We start from the raw sequence: 21,526 nt of genomic DNA on the forward strand, positions 1-21,526 counted from the left end.
GAAGGCGTCGGCACAGCCACCATCGTAGTTGCCTGACCCACCACTTTCGCGAGCAGGCTCGCTCCCACAGGTTCAGCGGTTGTCGCTGACGTCGAGTTGGCCGTCCCAGCCGCCGCCCAGCGCGGCGATCAGTTGCACGCTGGCGATCAGTCGGTTCTGCAGAATATTCAGCACACTGCGTTCGTTGCTCAGCGCCGTGGCTTGCACCACGACCACGTCGATATAGGCAATCAGCCCGGCCTTGTACTGGTTTTCCGTCAGGCGCAGAGAATCGCGGGCAGCATCCAGCGCTTCCTGGCGCACTGCCGCTTCGTCCTCATACACCTTGAGCTGGACCAGGTAGTTTTCCACTTCGCGGAAACCGTCGAGCACGGTCTGGCGGTAGCGCGCGACGGTTTCGTCATAGGCCGCCTCGCTGCGGTCAACCTCGGCCGAACGAATGCCGCCGTCGAACAGCGGCAGAGAAAGCTGCGGGCCGACCGACCAGAAACGGTTCGGCAGGCTGATCAGGTTTTTCGAGGTACTGCTGCTGTAGCCGCCGCTCAGGCTCAGGGTCAGGTCCGGGTAATACGCGGCTTTCGCCACGCCGACATTGGCGTTGGCGGCGATCACAGAGCGCTCTGCCGAAGCGATGTCAGGACGGCGTTCGAGCAATTGCGAAGGCAGGCTCAACGGCACTTGCGGCAGATTCGGGATGTTCTGGCTTTCGGCAATGCTGAAGTTGGCCGGGGCTTCGCCAGTGAGCACGGCAATGGCGTTTTCAAACTGTGCGCGCTGCCAGATCAGGTCGACCAGATCGGCCTGGGTGCTTTTCAACTGGGTTTGCGCCTGCGCCACCGCATCGCGCCCGGAAACCCCGGCGCGGTACTGGTTCTGCGTCATCTTCAGTGATCGCTCGTAAGCGGCAACCGTGGCTTCAAGCAAACGCTTCTGCTGATCGATGACGCGCAGTTGCAGGTAGTTCTGCACCAGCTCCGACTGCTGACTCAGACGCATCGCCGCCAGATCGGCAAAACTCGCCTGGGCGTTGGCCTCATCCGCCTCCAGCCCACGGCGCAGCTTGCCCCAGACATCGGCTTCCCAACTGACGCCCAGTTGCGCGGTGTAGGTATCACGAATACCGCTTGAGGAACTGCTCAGGCTCGAACTGCTGCTGCCGGTGCCCTGACTCGAGCGGTTCTTGCCCAGACTCAGGTCGACACTGGGGTAAAACGCCCCGCGTGCACTGCGCACCAAAGCCTGCGCCTGACGAAACTGCGCTTCGGACTGGGCGACGGTCTGGTTGGAGCTGTTGAGTTTTTCCACCAAGGCGTTGAGCTGCCGATCGCCGTACAACTCCCACCAGGCGCCCCGGGCCAGCGAGTCGCTGGGATTGGCCTGACGCCAGCCTTCGGCTTCCTTGAACTGAGCGATTTCGGCAGTTTGCGGGCGCTGGTAGTCCGGGCCGACTGCGCAAGCGCTGAGCAGCGCCACGCACAGCGACAGGCTCAACAGGCGCGAGCCGCGGACGGTGGCCAATTGGAGAAGCGAACGGTCAGTCATAGCGGAGTTTCCAGAGCGGCATCAGTGCGCACGCCACGCCATTTGTTGAAGCGATGGCGCAGCTTGTCGAGATAAAGGTAAACCACCGGGGTGGTGTAAAGGGTCAGGACCTGGCTGAACACCAGACCGCCAATGATGGTCAGGCCCAGCGGCTGGCGCATTTCCGCACCCTCGGCACGGCCGAGCAGCAATGGCAAGGCGCCGAGGATCGCCGCCAGCGTGGTCATCAGAATCGGTCGCAGGCGTTGCAGGCAGGCGCTGCGGATCGACTCCAGCGGCGACAGGCCCTCATGCCGCTCCAATTGCAGCGCAAGGTCGATCATCAGGATGGCGTTTTTCTTAACAACGCCGATCAGCAGGAATATCCCCAGCAGGGAAATCAGGCTGAACTCGCCGCCCAGCGCATAGATCGACAGCAACGCGCCAACCCCGGCCGAGGGCAAAGTCGAGAGAATGGTCAGCGGGTGAATGTAGCTTTCATACAGCACACCGAGCACCAGATACACCGCCAGCAACGCACCGAGGATCATGAACGGCTGGCTCTTCTGCGTCGCGGCGAAGGCGTCAGCGGTGCCGGCCATTTTCGCAATCACATCCTCCGGCAAACCGACCTTGGCGATCGCTCGTTCGATGGCGGCACTCCCCTGCTCCACGGTCACGCCTTCGGCCATATCAAATGAAATGCTTTCGGACGCAAACTGGCCTTCATGGCTGACGCGGTCGTTTTCCAGGCTGTTTTCGTAATGGGCGAACGTCGACAGCGGCACGCGCGCACCGTCAGCGGTAATCACCTCGACCTGCTTGAGCGTCACCGGATCCTGGGCGTATTTCGGATTGACCTCCATCACCACCTGATACTGATTGAGGCTGTCGTAGATCGTCGAAATCTGCCGCTGGCTGTAAGCGTTGTTGAGCACGGCGGTGACCATGTTCATGTCGACCCCCAGGCGCTTGGCCTGATCCCGGTCGACAATCAGTGTCACCTGCTGCGCCCCGGCACCTTCGCGGGCATCGATGGCGGTCAGCTCGGGCAAGGCGCGCAACGCGGTGACCACTTTCGGGAACCACTTGCGCAATTCGGCGAGGTCGCCGCTTTGCAGGATGTAGGTGTATTGCGAACTGGTCTGCTCGCGGCCGCCGCCAAATTGCAGGTCCTGGTCGGCCATCAGCATCAACTGCGCCCCGGGCACCTTGGGCATTTCCTTGCGCAGACGCTCGATGACTTTCTGTGCCGACAGCTGGCGCTCCTTGATCGGTTTCAGGCGCACGATCATGAAGGCGTTGTTGGTGCCGTTGTTACCACCAATGAAGCCGGCCACGCTTTCCACCGCTTCATCCTTGAGCACGGCGCGGCGGAAGGTTTCCATTTTCGGCTGCATGACGTTGAAGGACAGACCGTCGTCGCCACGCACGAAACCGATCAACTGGCCGGTGTCCTGCTGCGGCAGGAAGGTTTTCGGCACTACCACATACAGCGCAATGTTGACGCCAACGGTGAGCAGCAGACTGAATAAGGTCAGACGCCGATGACGCAATACCCAGTCGAGGCTGGTGGCGTATTTGCCGACCATCCAGTCGTTGGTCTTGTGGCTCCAGCGTTGCAGGCGGTTTTCCTGGCCCGGCGTGTGCGGCTTGAGCCAGCGCGCGCAGAGCATTGGTGTCAGCGTCAGGGACACCACCAGCGACACCACGATTGCCGCCGCCAGGGTGATGGAAAACTCGCGAAACAGGCTTTCGACCAGCCCGCCCATGAACAGGATCGACAGGAACACCGCCACCAGCGAGACGTTCATCGACAGCAGGGTAAAACCGACTTCCTTGGCGCCGAGGTACGCGGCCTGCATCGGCTTGACGCCTTCGTCGATATGCCGGGAAATGTTCTCCAACACCACGATGGCGTCGTCCACCACCAGTCCGGTGGCGAGAATCAGCGCCATCAGCGACAGGTTGTTCAGCGAGAACCCGTACAGGTACATCACCGCAAAGGTACCGACCAGCGACACCGGCACCGCCAGGGTCGGGATCAGCGAGGCGCGGAAGTTACCCAGAAACAGGTACACCACCAGCACCACCAGGGCGACGGCGATCAGCAAGGTCATCTCGGCTTCATGCAGCGTCGCCTTGATCACTGGCGAGCGATCCATGGCCAGATTGAGTTTGACGCTGGCCGGCAGCACCGCTTGCAGCGCGGGCAACTGCGCTTTGATCTCGTTGACCGTCTCGATGATGTTGGCGCCGGCCTGACGGTTGATCACCAGCAATACCGCCGCGTCGTCGTTGAAGAAACCGCTGTTGTAACGGTCTTCGACGCCATCGCTGACTTTCGCCACGTCCTTGAGACGCAAGGCGGCGCCGTCAGCGTAGTGAATGATCAGCGACTCATAATCCTTGGCTTTCTCCAACTGGTCGTTGGCCTGGATTTGCCACAAGCGCTCGCCGTCCTCGACCGAACCCTTGGGCCGGCGTACGTTAGCGTCGGCAATGGTCTTGCGCACATCGTCGAGGGCCACGCCGTACTGGTTCAGCGCCTGCGGTTCGAGCTCGATGCGCACCGCCGGCAGCGAACTGCCACCGATCTGTACTTCACCAACGCCCTGCACCTGCGACAGGCTTTGCGAGAGGATGGTCGAGGCCAGGTCGTAGAGCTGGCCTTTCTCCAGCACATCCGAAGTAAGCGACAGCACCATGATCGGCGCCTGCGACGGGTTGACCTTTTTATAGGTCGGCATGCTGCGCATCCCGCTCGGCAGCAGATTGCGCGAGGCGTTGATCGCCGCCTGCACTTCCCGCGCCGCGCCGTTGATGTCGCGGTCGAGGTCAAACTGCAGAATCACCCGCGTCGAACCCTGACTGGAACGGCTGCTCATGGTATTGACGCCGGCAATCGCACCGAACGACCGCTCCAGCGGCGTCGCCACCGTCGAAGCCATCACCTCGGGACTGGCGCCCGGCAGACTGGCCTGAACCACGATCACCGGGAAATCCATCTGCGGCAATGGCGATACCGGCAACAGACCGAAGCTGACCCCACCGAGCAACATGATTGCCAGGGATAGCAGCATGGTTGCCACGGGGCGTTTGATGAAAGGGCCGGAGAGGTTCATCGACTCTTGTTCTCCCCGCATACCTCTGTGGGAGCGAGCCTGCTCGCGAATGCGCCCTTACCTTCAACTTTGGCAGTGACTGACTTCCCGCTTTCGCGAGCAGGCTCGCTCCCACAGGGGAGATATATTCCGACAGTCATACCGCGACCTCTTCACCTTCGGCTTTGGCCTTGCCAAAGCGCCTTCCGAGGCGGTCGAAGTACAGGTAAATCACCGGCGTGGTGAACAGCGTCAACACCTGGCTCACCAACAAGCCGCCGACCATCACCAGACCCAACGGCTGTCGCAATTCAGCACCAGACCCAGTGGCCAGCATCAGCGGCACTGCGCCGAACAACGCCGCCAGCGTGGTCATCAGAATCGGCCGGAAGCGCAGCAGCGCCGCTTGATAGATCGCCTCTGCCGGGGCCATGCCCTGGGTGCGTTCGGCGTCGAGGGCGAAGTCGATCATCATGATCGCGTTCTTCTTGACGATACCGATCAACAGAATGATGCCGATGATCGCGATCATGCCCAGGTCGTTGCCGCTGAGCAGCAACGCCAGCAAGGCACCGACTGCGGCGGACGGCAAGGTCGAAAGAATGGTGATCGGGTGGATGTAGCTCTCGTAGAGCACGCCGAGGACGATGTACATGGTCACCACGGCCGCCAGAATCAGCAGCAAGGTGCTCGACAGCGAAGCCTGGAACGCCTGCGCCGCGCCCTGGAACTGAGTCTGCACGCCGACCGGCATGCCGATGTCCTGCTGCACCTGCTCGATGATGTCCACGGCGTGCCCCAACGCCACGCCCGGCGCGAGGTTGAACGACATCATCACCGCCGGGAACTGGCCGATGTGGGTGATCGCCAGTTGCGCCTGACGCTCTTCGACATGCGCCAGACTCGACAGGCGTACCTGCGCGCCGTCGGTGGTCTTGACGTGAATCTGATCCAGCGCCTGCGGGCCGATCTTCTCCCCGGCCTGGGCTTGCAGCACCACGCGGTACTGGCTGGCCTGGGTGTAAATGGTCGAAATCTGCCGCTGGCCGAAGGCGTCGTACAGCGCATCGGTGATATTCGCCACCGACACGCCAAGGCGCGATGCGGCGTCGCGGTCGATCACCAGATAGACCTGCAAGCCTTTGTCCTGCAGATCACTGGCCACGTCGGTCAACTCCGGACGCTGGGCCAGGGCTTCGACCAGACGGCCACTCCACTGGCTGAGCAATTCCGAGTCCGGCGAGGACATGCTGAACTGGTACTGGGTGCGGCTGACCCGATCCTCGATGGTCAGGTCCTGCACCGGCTGCATGAACAGCCGAATGCCGACCAGTTTGTCCAGTTGTGGTTGCAGGCGTGCAATCACTTCGCTGGCCGTCAGATCGCGCTCGCCATGAGGCTTGAGGTTGATCAGCAAGCGGCCGCTGTTGAGCGTGGCGTTGTCGCCGTCGACGCCAATGTAGGACGACAGGCTCTGCACCGCCGGATCTTCAAGAATGATCTTCGCCAGTTGCTGCTGCCGCTCGCCCATCGCCGCGAAGGAGATCGACTGCGGCGCTTCGGAAATGCCCTGAATCACCCCGGTGTCCTGCACCGGAAAGAAACCCTTCGGCACGATCACGTAAAGGAATACGGTCAACGCCAGCGTGCCGATGGCGACCAGCAAGGTCAGCGGCTGATGCTTGAGCACCCAGCGCAGCATCCGCCCGTATTCCTTGATCATCCAGTCGATGAACGCACCGCTGGCGCGGTAGAAACGGCCTTGCTCGTGTTCCTGCGGTTCACGCTTGAGCAGGCGGGCGCACATCATCGGCGTCAGGGTCAGCGACACCACCAGGGAAATCAGGATCGCCACCGCCAGGGTGATGGCGAATTCGCGGAACAGGCGCCCCACCACGTCGGCCATGAACAGCAGCGGAATCAGGACGGCGATCAGCGACAGGGTCAGGGAAATCAGGGTGAAGCCGATCTGTTTCGCGCCCTTGAGCGCGGCCTGCATCGGGTTGTCACCCTCTTCGATGAAGCGCGAAATGTTCTCGAGCATGACGATGGCGTCGTCGACGACGAAACCGGTGGCAATGGTCAGTGCCATCAACGTCAGGTTGTTCACCGAGAAACCGGCGAGGTACATCACGCCGAAGGTGCCGATCAGCGACAGCGGCACGGCGACCGAGGGAATGATCGTCGCACTGGCGCGGCGCAGAAACAGGAACGTGACCATGACCACCAGCGCGATAGCGATCAGCAGTTCGTGTTGCACGTCGGTGACCGAGGCACGGATGGTCTGGGTGCGATCCGTCAGCACCGTGACGTCGAGGCCGGCCGGCAGGTTGTCGGTGATGCTTGGCAGCAAGGCCTTGATGCGGTCGACCACTTCGATAACGTTGGCGCCGGGCTGTCGCTGGATGTTCAGCAACACCGCCTGATTCTGGTTGGCCCACGCGGCCAGACGCTCGTTCTCGGCGCCATCGACGATTTCCGCGACGTCCTTGAGCCGCAACGGTGCGCCGTTCTTGTAGGTCAGGATGAGGTTGGCGTAGTCCTCGGGCGAGGTCAGTTGGTCGTTGGCATCGAGCATCGACACCCGGGTCGGGCCGTCGAAGTTGCCTTTCGGCTGGTTGACGTTGGAGGCGCCGATCAGCGTGCGTACGTCCGACAGGTTGAGGCTGTTGGCCGCCAGCGCTTCGGGGTTGACCTTGATCCGCACGGCCTGACGCTGGCCACCAGCGATGCTGACCATACCGACGCCGCTGATCTGGGCGATTTTCTGCGCCATGCGCGTATCGACCAGATCATTGAGCTTGGGCAGCAGCATGGTTTTCGAGGTGATGGCCAAGGTCAGAACAGGCGTGTCCGCCGGGTTGACCTTGTTGTACACCGGCGGTGCCGGCAGGTCGGTCGGCAGCAGGTTGGTCGCGGCGTTGATCGCGGCTTGCACCTGCTGTTCGGCGACGTCCATGTTGATGTCGAGGCTGAAACGCAGGGTCAGCACCGAAGCGCCGCCGGAGCTGGTCGAGGCCATTTGTGTGAGGCCCGGCATCTGCCCGAACTGGCGTTCAAGCGGCGCGGTGACGGCGCTGGTCATCACGTCCGGACTGGCGCCGGGGTACAGGGTCATGACGCGGATGGTCGGATAATCGACCTGCGGCAAGGCCGAAACCGGCAGCAGGCGATAAGCGATCAGGCCGGCCAGAACAATGGCCAGCATGCTCAGGGTGGTGGCTACCGGACGGAGGATGAACAGCCGCGAAATGTTCATGCGCCCTTCTTGGCCTTATCGGCTGTGGTCGCATCGGGATTGGCGGCAGATTTGCCTTGCAGGTGTTCGGTCGGCGAGGTCGGCACTTCGCTGCTGTCATTGACCACTTCGACTTCGCTGCCCTCCTTCAGGCGATCGGTGCCTTCAAGCACAACGCGATCACCTGCGGCGAGGCCTTCGGTGACCACGGTGTTGTCACCGTCGCTGGCACCGATTTTCAGTTGGCGAATGGTGACTTTCTTGTCGCCGTCCAGCGCATAGACAAAGGTGCCATTGGTGCCGAACTGAATCGCTGCCGACGGTGCCAGCACTACACCTTTGAGCGTGTCGGCCAGCAAATGAACGTTGACGAACTGATTGGGAAACAGCGACTGGTCGCGGTTATCGTAACGGGCCTTGAACTTGAGGGTGCCGGTAGCGACGTCGATCTGGTTGTCGAGGCTTTGCAGCACACCGGTAGCCTGCAGCTTGGTGTCGCCCCGATCCCACGCTTCGGCAGGCAGTTTAGCTCCGCTGCGGTAACGGGCGAGCACGGTGTCGAGGCTGTTCTCCGGCAAGGTGAAGGCAACGCTGATCGGTTGCGTCTGGGTGATCACTGCGAGGAACGTCGTGTCATTAGCGGCGACGAGGTTGCCGACGTCGACCTGACGCAGACCGACGCGACCGGCAATCGGCGCGCGGATCTTGGTGAATTCGAGATTGAGCTTGGCGTCGTTGACCGCCGCCTGATTGGTCTTGACCGTGCCCAGGTACTGGCCAACCAGCGCTTCGGCGGTGTCGAGGGTCTGTTTGGCGATGCTGTCTTCTTTATACAGACCGCGGTAACGCTCGACGTCGACCTGGGCGTTTTTCAGTTGCGCCTGATTCTGCAGCAACGTGCCTTCGGCCTGGAGCAAAGCGTTCTGGTAAGGACGCGGATCGATCTCGGCCAGCAGGTCGCCCGCCTTGACCATCTGCCCTTCTTCGAAATGAATCTTTACCAGTTCGCCGCCCACGCGGCTGCGAACATTGATGGTGTTCAGCGCGGTGACCGTGCCCAGTGCCTTGTAATACAGCGGGAAGTCGCCCTTCACCGCCGGCGCCACACGCACCGGAATCGGCCCGGTACCGCCGCCGAAGCCAGGCCGCATCATTCCCGAGCGCCCGGTATGCCCAGCGGCCGCTTTGTCGCCTCCCGCCTTGTCAGCAGAGCCGGCGGGCCAGAATTTCCAGCACAGGACAGCGATGACCAACAGGACGAGCAGGCTGATCAGCCAGCGACGGGATTTGCGGGGGGACGATTGCATGGAGTTATTGACCATTGGGCGCGTGGGCTTCTATTACGGGAGGCTGAACGATAAGCACTGAGTGGATTGAAGCAAAGCAGCTTTACCGGCAATTTACCTTCCACTTACGTTTCAAGGTGTGAGGCAAAACCCTGATACACAAATGAAAACGGCCTGGACAGGGCCAGGCCGTTAACAATTGTAAAAGCCTTACTTGAGAACGGACAGTGCCGCTTCGTAGTTAGGCTCTTCGGCGATTTCCTTGACCAGTTCGCTGTGCAGAACGGTGTCGTTTTCATCCAGCACCACAACCGCGCGAGCGGTCAGGCCTTTCAGCGGGCCGTCAGCGATGGCCACGCCATAGTTTTCGATGAACTCGCTGCCGCGCAGAGTCGACAGGTTCTGTACGTTTTCCAGACCTTCAGCACCGCAAAAGCGTGCTTGGGCGAATGGCAGGTCAGCGGAGATGCACAGCACCACGGTGTTGCTGATGTCGTTGGCCTGGGCGTTGAACTTGCGCACGGAGGTGGCGCAGGTCGGGGTGTCGACGCTTGGGAAAATGTTCAGGACTTTGCGCTTGCCGGCGAAGTCTTGCAGGGTGACGTCGGACAGATTGCCGGCTACCAGGGAAAAGGCTGGCGCCTTGGAACCGGCTTGTGGCAACTGGCCGTTGACTTGAACCGGATTGCCTTTGAGGGTGACTTGAGCCATGACTTGAGTCCTTCTGTTTTTTGATTGGAAAGCATGCAAGAGGCGGAAGTTAACCACGAAATCGGCTGGCGACCTATGCCCTGTTTGAAATTGTTGGGTGCTGAACGGTGACATTGTATACAACCCACCGCAGCTTCCCTGTAGGGGTGAGCCTGCTAGCGAAAGGGTTGTGTCAGGCCGCATATTCGAAACTGATACACCGAAATGCGAGCAGGCTCACTCCCACACTGAATACGTGTCCAGTGTGGGAGCGAGCCTGCTCGCGAAAAGGCAACCAGCCTTACTGCATCATTTGGCTTCAGATTTGAGTTTCAGATACGACTGATGCAGATCGCTTGCCCAGCCATCGATCACCGCTTTCATGTCGTCGGCTTTCATCACCTGGGAAGAGTTTTCCAGCGGTTTGCCGGTACCTTTGCGCACCACCTGCGCGATGACATGATTGGTCGCGCCGTCCATGAATACCGCTTCGGTGGCCAGCGTGGTTTCCTGGTCGCGGATGCCAGAGGCCGTACTTACCGCTGCGGCGACCAGTGCGATCGGGATCACTTCATAGACTTGCAGGCCTTCGGTCTTGCTGCTGACTGCGGTAATCGCCGGACGCACCACAATTACGCCCGGCCCGGGACCTGCGGCCAACGGCAGCGATTTGCCGAGTTCGCGCTTGAGCGCCTGATCGTAATAGCTGGTGATGCCATTGAGAGTCTGCTGGGGGATTTTCTCGGTGGCTTGCGGCTTCGGGTAGAGCTGGCTTGGCTCTACGTAAACGCTGGTGAATTTATTGATGTCGAGTTTCGGGTCCATCCAGCGCATCACCTCGGCACCAGAGGGTGACTTGGCCTCCTTCAGCTGGCTGTAATCCTTGAGAAAGCCGGAATACTGGTCAGGCTCGACGGTTTTGCTGGAACAACCCACCACGCCAAGGGTGGCAATGCACAGCGTGCCCATCACGACGGCTAGCTTCATGCTGTAATTCCTTTGAGAAGGCCAAGACATTTTGCATAGGGGAGATACAGGTATAGCCAAAACCCCGGCAAATGCGATGGCCAATTGCAAAGTTCACATCCGACAGCGCGTGTGCCTCGCCAACCGGTATTACCAGGAGGATGTTTCGCCACTGCGCAAAGCCATTTCCCGCCGGCTATTGGCGCGCATCGCCTTGATCAGCGATACCGTTCCCACCAGCAGAATCGCCGCACCAAACAAGAAGTCGATGTTGTATAGCTGGAAATCTTCCACTGGCCCGATCAGCAATGTGCGCACCACTGCAATCCCCACCAGCGTCGCGAGGAAGTCGATCCCCGGTTCATCGCGGTAAAACACCAGCATCAGCGGCAGGCACAGCACCAGCAAGAGCAGCAACACCACGACCTTGAACGAGCCTTTGCGCTCGACGCTGAACGCGCACTCATGCGCCCCGTACGGCTTGTAGTCCTCATCGCGGATCATCGAGTTTTTCTCGTTGATGTAGTCGGCGCGGTTGTACTTCTGGATCGGCGTGAAGGTGTTGGACATCTCCATCAGCGTGGTGATGTTCTTGAAGCGCAAGTCGATGCGCTCGCTGCCCTTGAGGTAATACAGCACCGGTTTATAGCCGTAGCGATAGGTATCGAAGGGGAACGCGGCAGTCTGAGCGTGCACGCCGATTGCGCGAGGCTCAAGTTCGGCGAAGGCGCTTTTGTTGGTCGACGAGAGGTTGCGGCTCAGCGGCTGCACCTTGACCTGCTCGAGGAAGATCGGCGTCACGCCGAACGACCACTGCAGCGGTTCCAGACGCAGGCGCAGTTCGTTGCGGCCCAGGTCGTAGCGGTTGAAGGTTCGTTCGGAAACCACCAGCGAGCCGCCAACCATGAATTCGCCACGCAGGTTGTTGGTGACGCGCAAGGTCAGTTGATCCTTGCCCAGCAACGCCGCTTCACTGGTCGGTGGCGTGCCGCACCACGCGGTGCTTTCGCCGACACCGCCAAGCTGGCCGTCGCGGTTTTCCTTGAATACATAAAAGTAACTGGCCCACAGCGTCAGCAACAAAAGCGACGCCGTGAGACCGAGGATTTTTTGCCCGGACTCACTGATCAGACTCCCTTCTTCGGTTCCATCGTCCAGCCGAAAACCCGCTGGCGACGGCGACTCTACCAAAAGGCCATCAGTGACCCAAGGGAAAATGCCGGATTGGCACCGAACCTAAGGGTTTCCCCGGTCTACGCCTCACTCCTCCTGCGGATGTGGCGCTGGCCCAGCGTCATGCTCAGATTGCTTGAGGGCTCAGGTGATGGAGATGCTTTTTGATGCGCTGGGCGTGATGTTTTTGTGGCTGGCGGCGGGCTGCCCTCACCCTAGCCCTCTCCCAGAGGGAGAGGGGACTGACCGAAGTGTTTGTAGGACTCACGTCGACCTGAAATATCGCGTCGAGCTCAAGTTTTGAACATCACTCGGTCTGCCCCCTTTCCCCCTCGCCCCCTTGGGGGAGAGGGCTGGGGTGAGGGGGTAAGCTTTTGATCTTAACCGCGATCGCGAGGTATCAGGCTCTGCAATTGCTGAGCAAGGAAATCGGCGTCGAAGGCAAACGTATCCGGATCCTTCAAGCCATTGGTCTTGCGCCACTGCCACGCACCATCCGCCAGGCCAACCAGCGAAATGCTCCCATACCGGGCCGCCGTCAGCCCCATCACTGCCAGGGAAATCTGCCCGCCGCTGCCCATCACATCCGGCACAAACTCCACCGGTTTGCCGGCAATCACAATGCTCAATTTTTCCGTCTTGAACGTCGAGGTTTCCACCGGCACGCTCGGCCCGGATGCGACATACGCCTCGCGACTGACCTCCAGCAGATTGGGCGCCTTGACCGGTTCAAGCCATTGTTCGATCTGGTCGAACAGCGCGCCAATCCGAGCCGCCCAAGCAGCCGATTGCGTGGTGAACAGTTGCTTCTTGTGCGCTTCGCTTTCGGCATATTGGCGCAGCATCTCGCCCAGTTGCTGTACGTCGTTCATTGCGGTGTTCCTCGGAAAGGACCTGCGAAGGGTGATAGTGGCAGATCCCCGGCGCGGCGTACGTTTAGTTCTTGCAGATGCACAGTTGCGGGAAAGATCGGCGGTACAGTCAGTCGGTACTGGCGTCGAGTCTGGAACAGAAGGTAACTTCGGGCAGCCCTGAATGCTCGACACTGACATTTGCTTGAGGAAATCCAATGCGCACCATCGGCCTTATCGGCGGCATGAGCTGGGAGTCCAGCGCCGAATACTATCGCCTGATCAACCAACAGGTTCGCGAGCGCCTCGGCCCGTTGCGCTCGGCGCAGTTGCTGATGTACAGCGTCGATTTCGGTCCGGTCGAACAGGCCCAGCACGCCGGGCGCTGGGACGATGCAGCGGCGATTCTTGTGGATGCCGCACGCCGGCTTGAGGCTGGTGGCGCAGAATGCGTGGTGCTGTGTACCAACACCATGCACAAGGTCGCCGAGCAGATTCAGGCCGCGATCAGCATTCCGTTTTTGCACATTGCCGAACCCGCCGCGCAGGCTGCACTGGAAAGCGACGCGCGCACTGTCGGGTTGCTCGGCACCGCGTTCACCATGGAGCAGGACTTTCTCAAGCAGCGTCTGATCGCCCAAGGCCTGACCGTACTGGTGCCGGATGAAGCCGAGCGCAAAGAGGTGCACCGGATCATCTACGACGAACTCTGCGTGGGTGTGATCAGCGAACAATCGCGAGAAATCTATCAAGGCGTCATCCAGTCCCTGACCGCCCGTGGCGCCCAGGCAATCATCCTCGGCTGCACCGAAATCGGTCTGCTGATCAAACCCGAACACAGCGCCCTGCCCCTGCTCGACACCACCGAGTTGCATGCGCAGTCAGCAGTGGCGTTCGCACTGGGCGACTGACTCAGGCTTTCAGGCTATTGCGTAGACGGGCCATGCTCAGGGTGTCGACCCACTGCCCGTCGCGCACCGCATAATCACGCAATAGCCCTTCGGCCTCGAAACCGAACTTGCGATAAAGCCCGATCGCCGCCTCGTTATCGGCGTAGACCGTGAGTTCGACGCGGTGCAGATTCATCCAGTTATCGGCGACCTCCAGCGCCGCCGCCAACAACATCGAACCGACGCCCTTGCCCTGCCAAGCCGCCCCGACTGCCATGCCGAAGCTGCCGGCGTGGGCGCGGCGCATGCGGGAATAAGCTTCCAGGCCCAGATTGCCGATCACCACGCCTTGGTCCAGGGCAACCAGTTTCAGCGCACGTTCGTTATCAGCCTGAAGTCGCTGGCGCCAGACCTCGGTGGATTGAAACGGCATTTGCAGCACTTGCCGTGCAACGACGGGGTCGTTGTAAAGCGCAGTGATACCTTCGAGGTGGGATTCGTTGGAGCGTTCGAGATGGATCGTGGAGGTTGGGTCTGACATGGGATCGGTCCTTGATCAGCGTGTGGCTGGTCACTCTAAACCGCTGATCTGGAATCTGGCGAGATGAAATTGTGGGAGCGAGCCTGCTCGCGAAGGCGGTTGGCCAGTCACTGAAGCTTCGACTGGCAGATTGCATTCGCGAGCAGGCTCGCTCCCACATTCTAATCCGGCCCTGACATAAAACCCGTGAGCACTGGAGATTACTGTGGGAGCGAGCCTGCTCGCGAAGGCGGCCTTGCAGCCAACGCCTGTTTCACGGCAAAAACGTCTACCGTGCTGTCGCCAATTTTTTGCCTTTTTAAACGCCGCTGTTTAAAAGACACCTTCAGACACGGTCTCAAGGCTACAAATCCTTGCGCCATTGCCTACAGCCAAGCCAGAATCCGCCGGCTTGTGCGCTTTGGGGGCGGGTTCTATTGTGGTGCGGTCGCTGAATGTTCAGTGATCGGGTTTAGCAGCCCGGGTTATCTCTAGACGCACAAGGTGTTGCCATTATGGCGGCTTTGCGTGGGGCACTTCGGTGCGCCGGGTTCTAGAGTCCTGGTCTGCTAACCCGCGTACAGCCGCCACCTCCTTCGTTAGCAGCGAACGGTGGCAGCTTCACCACTCTAGAGGCTTCACCCATGATCAAACCAACACCCAACCCACCCGAATCCGACCCTACCTCACCTTACGAATCCCTCGACTCAAAAAACTTCACCAAGCCGCCGACCGTGCCCTCGACCACTACCTCTGCCCACCCGGCTCCACCCCACCGCCCTTCAGCCCCCGCTCCATGTACGCCGTCACCGCCGACACCAAAAACGAAGACCTGCTGGCCAACGCCTGCGAAACCCTCGCCTCGGCCAAAACCATCGCCCAGGAATTCGCCGGGCTGGTGAAACCATCGCAGCGCCGAACGCTAATGGGGATCGCTCAGTTGATCATGCTCGGGGAATTGGCGGTGAATCGGGTACTGGATAATCTGGAGTTGCCGCAGTGAGGCAGGAAAGCTGAGCTGTTGGCTGTCCATTCTGGACCCTTCGCGAGCAGGCTCGCTCCCACAGTTTGACCGCATTCCAAGCGTGGGAGCGGGTCGGTTGGCGACGACAACCACTCGTCGGATACCACTGCGCACCTGTCAACTTTGACAGGTGCGCAATTTCGCAAACGCGCGTTAACTCATTCCGTCACTTCACAGAACGGAGTCAGCGCCATGTCCAGTCCCAAAGATACCCTCGTTCAAGAACTCGATATTACCGGTAGCAGTCCTGTATCAGCTAACTCGGTTGAGCCCACGCCAATCGCCGAAATCAAGGTCGGATACGAACCGAGGTACATCACCATCAGCCCGGACGGTACCCGGGCTTATGTCGCCCATTTTGAAGAAGAATCAGTATGGGTGATTGACACCGCAACAAATAAGGTCAGCGCCAAAATCCCGTACATAGCCAGGCATATCGCCTTTAGGCCGGATGGTAAGCGCGCTTACATGGGCAGTACTGGAGACACGGTTTTGGTGATTGACACGGCGAGCAGTACCGTCGTGAAGAGAGTTCAAGTCGGACTTGCCGCGTCCGGGATCGCCGTCAATCCGGACGGTACCCGTGCATATGTTTGTAATGCCAGTGATAAAAGCATCTCTGTCATTGATACGTCGACGAATGAAGTCCTGACCACCTTCTCGGTCGACGGCCATCCGTATCATATTGCTTTCAGTCCGGACGGTACCCGCGCGTATTTCACTTGTCCCGACAGGCTGGCGGTTCGGTTGATTGACACTAAAACAAATCAAACCTCGACTGGGGTCGCGTTTGATCTTAGAGGCTTTTACGTCGCTGTCAGCCCGGACGGTACCCGCGTTTATGTCAGTCAGGACCAAAGCACCAAGGTCTGGGTGTTTGACCAGGATTTAAAGCAAGTGTTGGCGAAAATCGAAGTCCCACACGGTCCACAAAACCTCGTTTTCAGTCAGGACGGTAGCCTTCTGTACGCCTCCTGCAGAGATGGCATGATCGCGGTAATTGATACGGCAACGCTTCAAGTACGCAGGAACATCGATGTAGGCCGCTTCCCTACCGAAATGGCCTTTAGTAAGGATGGTAAACACGCTTATGTTTGCAAGTTCCAGGACAACGCAGTGTGGGTGATCGAGGTAGCTTAATCACATTCATCCGCAGCAAACAACGCCACCAAGACGCTCTGGATCCCTTCCCGAACCGCACGCTATGCGTGCGTTAGTGCAAGGGTTTCGCAGGCGTCGGCCGCAGGTTTGCGCTTTGGCGTCTGCGGTCGTTTAAGTCGAAGAATACGCGCCCGGATCGAGATCGCCTTCGCGAGCAGGCTTACTTCGACAGGAGGACCGCATCAGGGCTGGAACCATTCGTGGCGTTCATTGAAGGTTTGCTGGATGAGGTCGATGAGCGCCTGGATTTCGGGGGAGTTTTGCGAGTCGGTGTTGACGGCGAGCCACGCGTGTAGCTGCATCGGTTCGGCGAATAATCCGGGCAGTGCGATGAGGCCACGGTCGAAGCGGCTCATGTATGCCGGCAGCAAGCCAATGCAGGCGCCACAGCGGATCATCTCGAGCATCAATTCATAAGACTGCATCTGTACCACCCCGGCAAGGCGCTGTTCGACCAGTTCATTCCACAGGCGAAAGCTTTCGATCTGCCGGTCATGCTGCCACTGCACCAGCATGAAGTCCGCCAGATCTTCCGGCGTTTCCGGTCGCGCTGTCACCCGTGAATAGCGCTTGGCAATGTGCGGCAGATACGCAATCCGCGCGAGGTGTTGCGGTTCGCTGGTGGAAAAGGTCGGGCCGGGATTTGGGCATTCGCCAGGAGCAAGCCACAGGACAATGTCGGCGCTGACCGCACGCAATGCCAGTTCGCTATCCAGCGCGATAATTTCCAGGCGCAGGCTGGCGTTGCGCCGCAGCAGTGCGATGAGGTCGCGGCCGAGGATGTCGTGCAGGATCGATTCGGCGATGGCCAGACGAATCAGCGGTTGTTCGATGACCGGGAGTTTGCGTTCGTGGGCCAGGGTGATGAGTCGGGCCTGCAACTGTTGGCCTTCGCGGGTCAGGCTGAGGGCGCTGCCCTGGAAGCTGAACAGGCTGCGTTGCAGTTGCTGTTCGAGTTGCGCGAGTTGTTTGCGCAATAAAGTTGAGCGCACGTTGAGGCTGCGCGCGGCTTGCATGAAGCAGCCGCAGCGGGCACTGACCAGGAAGTATTGGGCGGCTTCGCTGTCGATGGTCGCGGCCTGGTTTAGCCAGGGCTCGGAGCGGGATTGCGGCGATTGATAATCAACGGTGCCCGGGCGTCCTGCGGGTTCGGTGAATGACATTGATGACTCCCTGTCGATCTAATGTGGTGTCGTTAGGCAAATCTTTGTAGGAGCTGCGGCACGCTGCGATCTTTTGATCTTTAAAAGCAAAATCAACAGATCGCAGCCTCGTTTCACTCGACAGCTCCTACAGAAACACCGTGTGTCAGTTACCTATCACTTTGTTCAGTTCGGCACCGTCAATGCTCAGCGTCGCGGTGTTGAGCATGCCGTCCAGGTAAGCCTGGGCGATCTGTTCCTGGCGTTGTGCGCGCAGGGCCTGGGTCAGTTGGTCGCGCAGTTCCTCCAGCGTCGCGGTGCGTGCCGGTTGTTGTTCGGTGAGCTTGATCACGTGGAAACCGGCGGCGCTTTGCACCGGATCAGACACGGCGCCCACCTTGAGCCGCGCCACAGCGCCACGTACTTCCGGCACCAGTTGCTGCAACGGTTGCAGGCCGGTATCACCGCCCCGCTCTGCCGTGACGCGATCCTGCGAATATTGCGTAGCGAGCGCCGCAAAATCAGCCAGTGCTGATTGCGCCTTCTTGCTCAATTCAGCGGCTTGTTTGCGCACGGTTTCCACATTCGCTGCGTCACTGACGCCAAGGAAAATCTGACTGACCCGGTACATCGGCGGCGTCTGCCAATTGGCCTTGCCGGCGTCGTACGCCTGCTGCAATTCAGCTGCGCTCGGATACTCCGCCGGCACCTGACTCACCGAGCGCAAATAATCCCGAAACACGATTTGCTCAGTCGCTGCGCGAGTCTGCCGGGCGACGTCCGGACGCTGCGCCCAACCCTGCGCATCGGCCTGTTCCAGCACCGCTTTCTCGGCCAGCCGCGCACGAATCCAGCGCTCCAGCGCCTCACGGTTACCGCGCAATTGCTCGCGGGTTTGCGCCGGGACGGTGGCCAGCAGCGCCTGCAATTCCTCTGGCGAAACCTGCTGATTGCCCAACCGCGCGACCGCTGGCCCGGCTGCAACCGCCGGCAACGGCGACGGCTGCTGGGCGGCGACCGGATCACTGCCCGGTCGCAGCACCAGCGCCACGGCCACCACCAACAACGCCAGCGCTCCGGCGCCGATCACCATGGCAGGCTTCTTCACAGCGCGACTTCCTCTGCTTCGGCGACAGCGGACTTGGCGGCTTGCACAGCAGCGGTCTGGCTGAAATCGCGCAGGTAAACGATGAATTCCTGCAACAGGCGATCCCACAACTCCAGATTGCCGCGCAGGTGCTCGTTGCTCACCCCTGCGGCCACGACCACGTCCATTTCCATCAGCAGAAACTCGCCCTGCAACGACAACCGTGCAAACCGCCGCGTCGCGTTCCACTGCTCGGCCACGCCCTGGGGCAAATCACCCTGCACGCGCAGCGCACAGCTGAAAGTGAAATCAACAAAGCTGCCCTGCTCCACCGCCGGGTTGCCGAAGCGCACGGCGTAGCCGATGCCCTGACTGGCGCTGAGCAACTGGACGATGCCGTTCTGTTCACTCTGGTTGACGCGATAACCTGCGGCTTGCAGAACGTCGGTCAGCGATTGCGGGGAAACGTGGGTGATCAATTGAGTCATGGCTTTCTTCCTTGTTATCAGTGAGCGATCGCGGCTTGCGGCGCGTCGAATTGGGTTTTGTACAGCTCGTCGCCGAAGCCCTGGGCCAGTTCATCGAACTTGACCCGGGCGCTGCCGGCGAAGGGCTGGCGGATCTTCATCACTTCGGCGACGTCGATGTTTTCGTAGGCCGTGAGGATCTGTTTGGCGACGCCGTACATTTGCTGATTCTTGGCTGAACATTGCTGCACTTGTGTGTCACGTTCCGCCAGTTGCGCTTGCAGCTTCGAGCGTTCGGCTTCCTTGCCGCGAGCGAGGACCAGCAACTCGTCGTAGGCTTTTTTGAACTTGCCGGTCTGCTCGGCACTGGCCGCGACTTGCGCCTGCGCCTGGCTGTGCAGGCTCTGCTGCTGCCCGGCCAGTTGCTCGGCGAGGCCTTTGGCTTTGGCCAGTTCGGCGGTCAGCTGCTTGATCTGCGCTTGCGCTGCCTTGGCTTCGTTCTGCGCCGCCAGTTGCGCAGCGCTGGCCTGGGCCTGTTGGCTTTGCAGGGCCTGCAATTGTTGGGTGGTGCTGCGCAGTTGCGTGCGCAAGCGTTCTTCCATGCCTTCGCCGTTCGCCCCGGTGGCAATCAACAAACCCAGGCCCAGCGCGAGAAAACGCGTGTTCATAAAGCTCTCCCGGCGCCTTAGAAGCGCGTGTTGATCTCAAGCTGCAAGACGTCGATGTCGAACGGCGCGCCGTACACCGCTTCGGTGCTCATCCAGCGACCCGTGGCGGAAACGTTCTTCGCCAGGCCATAGTTGCCGCCCATGAAATAGCCCTTGGCGTTGGTGCCGCCGAGGTGGAACGACGAGTCGTTGAAGCCGTCCGGCAAGGCGTCCGGCTGGATGTACTTGTAGCCGGCGAACAGGTTCCAGTCTCCCTTGCGTTTGAGGTCCAGTGCGTTGCCGAGGGTGAACTGCACCATCCATGCATTGGCGCCGCTTTCGATCTCGCCGTTGCTGTCGAGGTTGTTGACGATCTGCCCGGCGGAACGCTTGCGCATGTCGCCTTCGTCGTAGCTGAGGTTGTGGATGTAGTTGCCCTGGCTGCGCAGTTTGAAGTCCTGCGGCAGGTCGGCGTCCCACACGACGTTGAGATCGAGCAGGTTGAATTCGGACGCAAGCCCGACGAATTGCGGCTGCGGCGTAGCGCTCGGATTGAGCGGGTTCGGCGTGATGTCACGCAGCAGGAACACGCTGTTGCCCTTCTGCATGAACGCTGCGCGAGTGCCGTCGCTGTCGCAACCCGGTGCGCCGGCCCACGGTTCGCAGGGGCTGGAGCGCTGGCCCTGAATGTCGTCGAAACGGTAATAGGCCAGCGCGCCTTTGAGGCGGTTGTTGCTATTGATCGCCCACTTCGCGCCGAGCTGCGCGCCGTACAGCCACTTGTTGTCGCTCTCTTCCTTGTCGAAACCGTTGCTGCTGGAAGTGTCGTTGGTGTAGTCCACCGGGAACGCGCCGACCGTGCCGAACACGCCCCAATCGCGGTTGAGCTTGTGATCGAAAATCGCCGCCACACCGTCGAAATTCAGGTCATTGGAATAGAGCATGTCAGTGGACATGAACGGATTGGCGAAGCGCCCGCCGGTCAGGGTCAATTCGTCCATTGGCTTCCAGGTCAGATAGCCCTGATCGAGCCAGATGTCTTTCTTGGCGAAGCCGCCGCCGAGGTTCTGCGTGGTCGATACCGGGTTGTTGTCCGAACCGGTGCCGATGCGAATGCCGGCGGTCCATTCCTCCGAAATCACCGCTTTCATGCCCAGGCGAGCGCGCAGGCGAAAGAGGTTTTCCCGGTCTTCACGGGTGTTGAGCAACGGCGGCAGGCTGGTGCTGCTGTTGGGATTCACGTCGTACGGGCCATTGTTGTTGAGCTTGGCGAAGTCGACGATTTCGTTGCTGTTGTTGCCCGAGTAGTAACGCGATTCGTCTCGCAGGCGAATGTCACCGTCGAAGCTGATGCGCGAGGCCCAGTCCGGGAAGGTATTCGGTGCTGCCCAGTTTTCCTGTTTGGCGGTGGCCATGACCTCGGCTTTGACCTGATCGCGGATCTGGTCGCGCACCGCTGCCGGCACGTATTGCACGCGCACATCCCCCGGCGCGGCGACCGTCCCGGCCGCTACGGCAGTGGACGCGGCAGCCTGCTTGGCCTGCGCCGCTTCGTTCTGGGCCTGGGCGATCAGCGCGTCGGCCTTGTCCTGTTTGAGAATGCCCTGCTCGACCAGCAAGCGGATCAGATTGATCGTGGCGTTCTCCGAAGGCGCAGGCGCTGCCACGGCCTGACCGACCAGGGTCGCGACGACCATGCCGACCGCCAGGGACAATCGATTCACGTTGGAAATCATCTGCACACAACTCCTTTTGCCAA

Annotated in this window: 16 protein-coding genes and 1 pseudogene; 3 read left to right on the forward strand and 14 right to left on the reverse strand. The window is 60.3% G+C overall.

The annotated features are described in order from the left end of the window. Window positions 1–72: 72 nt before the first annotated feature. The 8 genes from ACZZ0K_RS10950 to ACZZ0K_RS10985 all read right to left on the reverse strand — a co-directional run bounded on the left by ACZZ0K_RS10950 (window position 73) and on the right by ACZZ0K_RS10985 (window position 12,850). Window positions 73–1,542 (reverse strand): efflux transporter outer membrane subunit, encoded by a 1,470-nt coding sequence (locus tag ACZZ0K_RS10950; RefSeq protein ID WP_258708153.1) that lies wholly within the window; start codon window positions 1,540–1,542, stop codon window positions 73–75. Then, window positions 1,539–4,646: an efflux RND transporter permease subunit gene (locus ACZZ0K_RS10955; protein ID WP_041480999.1), complete on the reverse strand. Its 3,108-nt coding sequence runs from the start codon at window positions 4,644–4,646 to the stop codon at window positions 1,539–1,541. The genes ACZZ0K_RS10950 and ACZZ0K_RS10955 overlap by 4 nt, the downstream gene beginning before the upstream one ends. 136 nt (window positions 4,647–4,782) lie before the next feature. Beyond that, window positions 4,783–7,884 carry an MdtB/MuxB family multidrug efflux RND transporter permease subunit gene (locus tag ACZZ0K_RS10960; RefSeq protein ID WP_258708152.1) on the reverse strand — a complete coding sequence of 1,034 codons (3,102 nt, stop codon included), beginning with the start codon at window positions 7,882–7,884 and terminating at the stop codon, window positions 4,783–4,785. After that, on the reverse strand, window positions 7,881–9,185 hold the full coding sequence (locus ACZZ0K_RS10965; RefSeq protein ID WP_041481001.1) for an MdtA/MuxA family multidrug efflux RND transporter periplasmic adaptor subunit: 1,305 nt from the start codon (window positions 9,183–9,185) through the stop codon (window positions 7,881–7,883). Before ACZZ0K_RS10965 ends, ACZZ0K_RS10960 begins: the two co-directional genes overlap by 4 nt. A gap of 174 nt (window positions 9,186–9,359) precedes the next feature. Continuing rightward, on the reverse strand, window positions 9,360–9,860 hold the full coding sequence (gene tpx, locus ACZZ0K_RS10970; RefSeq protein WP_076563099.1) for a thiol peroxidase: 501 nt from the start codon (window positions 9,858–9,860) through the stop codon (window positions 9,360–9,362). Window positions 9,861–10,148: 288 nt separating this feature from the next. After that, window positions 10,149–10,826 carry a DUF3313 domain-containing protein gene (locus tag ACZZ0K_RS10975; protein WP_071172345.1) on the reverse strand — a complete coding sequence of 226 codons (678 nt, stop codon included), beginning with the start codon at window positions 10,824–10,826 and terminating at the stop codon, window positions 10,149–10,151. Between the two features lie 129 nt (window positions 10,827–10,955). Beyond that, complete coding sequence (locus ACZZ0K_RS10980) at window positions 10,956–11,933, reverse strand: hypothetical protein (protein ID WP_463559763.1); 978 nt, start codon at window positions 11,931–11,933, stop codon at window positions 10,956–10,958. Window positions 11,934–12,358: 425 nt separating this feature from the next. Continuing rightward, complete coding sequence (locus ACZZ0K_RS10985; protein WP_095179923.1) at window positions 12,359–12,850, reverse strand: hypothetical protein; 492 nt, start codon at window positions 12,848–12,850, stop codon at window positions 12,359–12,361. 197 nt (window positions 12,851–13,047) lie between these two features. Between ACZZ0K_RS10985 and ACZZ0K_RS10990 the strand changes: the two genes are divergently transcribed. Further along, the gene (locus ACZZ0K_RS10990) at window positions 13,048–13,740 is read left to right on the forward strand and encodes an aspartate/glutamate racemase family protein (RefSeq protein ID WP_258708151.1); all 693 of its coding nucleotides are present in this window, start codon (window positions 13,048–13,050) and stop codon (window positions 13,738–13,740) included. A 1-nt stretch (window position 13,741) separates the two neighbouring features. Here the strand turns inward: ACZZ0K_RS10990 and ACZZ0K_RS10995 are convergent, their stop codons facing one another. Then, window positions 13,742–14,260, reverse strand: a complete 519-nt coding sequence (locus ACZZ0K_RS10995) for a GNAT family N-acetyltransferase (protein WP_056785767.1) — start codon at window positions 14,258–14,260, stop codon at window positions 13,742–13,744. Window positions 14,261–14,883: 623 nt separating this feature from the next. Here ACZZ0K_RS10995 and ACZZ0K_RS11000 point away from each other — a divergent pair. Further along, window positions 14,884–15,242 (forward strand): annotated as a pseudogene (locus ACZZ0K_RS11000) (DUF6124 family protein). 213 nt (window positions 15,243–15,455) lie between these two features. Further along, on the forward strand, window positions 15,456–16,403 hold the full coding sequence (locus ACZZ0K_RS11005) for a cytochrome D1 domain-containing protein (RefSeq protein ID WP_076563115.1): 948 nt from the start codon (window positions 15,456–15,458) through the stop codon (window positions 16,401–16,403). A 203-nt stretch (window positions 16,404–16,606) separates the two neighbouring features. Here the strand turns inward: ACZZ0K_RS11005 and ACZZ0K_RS11010 are convergent, their stop codons facing one another. From ACZZ0K_RS11010 to ACZZ0K_RS11030, 5 genes are all read right to left on the reverse strand, one after another. Continuing rightward, window positions 16,607–17,587 (reverse strand): substrate-binding domain-containing protein, encoded by a 981-nt coding sequence (locus tag ACZZ0K_RS11010; protein WP_252885975.1) that lies wholly within the window; start codon window positions 17,585–17,587, stop codon window positions 16,607–16,609. Between the two features lie 145 nt (window positions 17,588–17,732). Continuing rightward, window positions 17,733–18,674 (reverse strand): peptidylprolyl isomerase, encoded by a 942-nt coding sequence (locus tag ACZZ0K_RS11015; protein WP_252885974.1) that lies wholly within the window; start codon window positions 18,672–18,674, stop codon window positions 17,733–17,735. After that, window positions 18,671–19,141, reverse strand: a complete 471-nt coding sequence (locus tag ACZZ0K_RS11020; RefSeq protein ID WP_095179909.1) for a YbjN domain-containing protein — start codon at window positions 19,139–19,141, stop codon at window positions 18,671–18,673. Before ACZZ0K_RS11020 ends, ACZZ0K_RS11015 begins: the two co-directional genes overlap by 4 nt. 17 nt (window positions 19,142–19,158) lie before the next feature. Next, complete coding sequence (locus tag ACZZ0K_RS11025) at window positions 19,159–19,788, reverse strand: DNA repair protein (RefSeq protein WP_130899367.1); 630 nt, start codon at window positions 19,786–19,788, stop codon at window positions 19,159–19,161. A 17-nt stretch (window positions 19,789–19,805) separates the two neighbouring features. Then, window positions 19,806–21,503 carry a putative porin gene (locus ACZZ0K_RS11030; RefSeq protein WP_258708150.1) on the reverse strand — a complete coding sequence of 566 codons (1,698 nt, stop codon included), beginning with the start codon at window positions 21,501–21,503 and terminating at the stop codon, window positions 19,806–19,808. Between the last annotated feature and the right edge of the window lie 23 nt (window positions 21,504–21,526).

Source organism: Pseudomonas sp. AC255, from assembly GCF_979258175.1.

What these genes read in the sequence shown, in the direction of transcription:
- tpx (WP_076563099.1), bottom strand. Translation starts at nt 9,860, where the DNA reads ATGGCTCAAGTCACCCTCAAAGGCAATCCGGTTCAAGTCAACGGCCAG.
- ACZZ0K_RS10950 (WP_258708153.1), bottom strand. Translation starts at nt 1,542, where the DNA reads ATGACTGACCGTTCGCTTCTCCAATTGGCCACCGTCCGCGGCTCGCGC.
- ACZZ0K_RS10960 (WP_258708152.1), bottom strand. Translation starts at nt 7,884, where the DNA reads ATGAACATTTCGCGGCTGTTCATCCTCCGTCCGGTAGCCACCACCCTG.
- ACZZ0K_RS11030 (WP_258708150.1), bottom strand. Translation starts at nt 21,503, where the DNA reads ATGATTTCCAACGTGAATCGATTGTCCCTGGCGGTCGGCATGGTCGTC.
- ACZZ0K_RS11010 (WP_252885975.1), bottom strand. Translation starts at nt 17,587, where the DNA reads ATGTCATTCACCGAACCCGCAGGACGCCCGGGCACCGTTGATTATCAA.
- ACZZ0K_RS11025 (WP_130899367.1), bottom strand. Translation starts at nt 19,788, where the DNA reads ATGAACACGCGTTTTCTCGCGCTGGGCCTGGGTTTGTTGATTGCCACC.
- ACZZ0K_RS10955 (WP_041480999.1), bottom strand. Translation starts at nt 4,646, where the DNA reads ATGAACCTCTCCGGCCCTTTCATCAAACGCCCCGTGGCAACCATGCTG.
- ACZZ0K_RS10990 (WP_258708151.1), top strand. Translation starts at nt 13,048, where the DNA reads ATGCGCACCATCGGCCTTATCGGCGGCATGAGCTGGGAGTCCAGCGCC.
- ACZZ0K_RS10985 (WP_095179923.1), bottom strand. Translation starts at nt 12,850, where the DNA reads ATGAACGACGTACAGCAACTGGGCGAGATGCTGCGCCAATATGCCGAA.
- ACZZ0K_RS11020 (WP_095179909.1), bottom strand. Translation starts at nt 19,141, where the DNA reads ATGACTCAATTGATCACCCACGTTTCCCCGCAATCGCTGACCGACGTT.
- ACZZ0K_RS10975 (WP_071172345.1), bottom strand. Translation starts at nt 10,826, where the DNA reads ATGAAGCTAGCCGTCGTGATGGGCACGCTGTGCATTGCCACCCTTGGC.
- ACZZ0K_RS10965 (WP_041481001.1), bottom strand. Translation starts at nt 9,185, where the DNA reads ATGGTCAATAACTCCATGCAATCGTCCCCCCGCAAATCCCGTCGCTGG.
- ACZZ0K_RS10995 (WP_056785767.1), bottom strand. Translation starts at nt 14,260, where the DNA reads ATGTCAGACCCAACCTCCACGATCCATCTCGAACGCTCCAACGAATCC.
- ACZZ0K_RS11005 (WP_076563115.1), top strand. Translation starts at nt 15,456, where the DNA reads ATGTCCAGTCCCAAAGATACCCTCGTTCAAGAACTCGATATTACCGGT.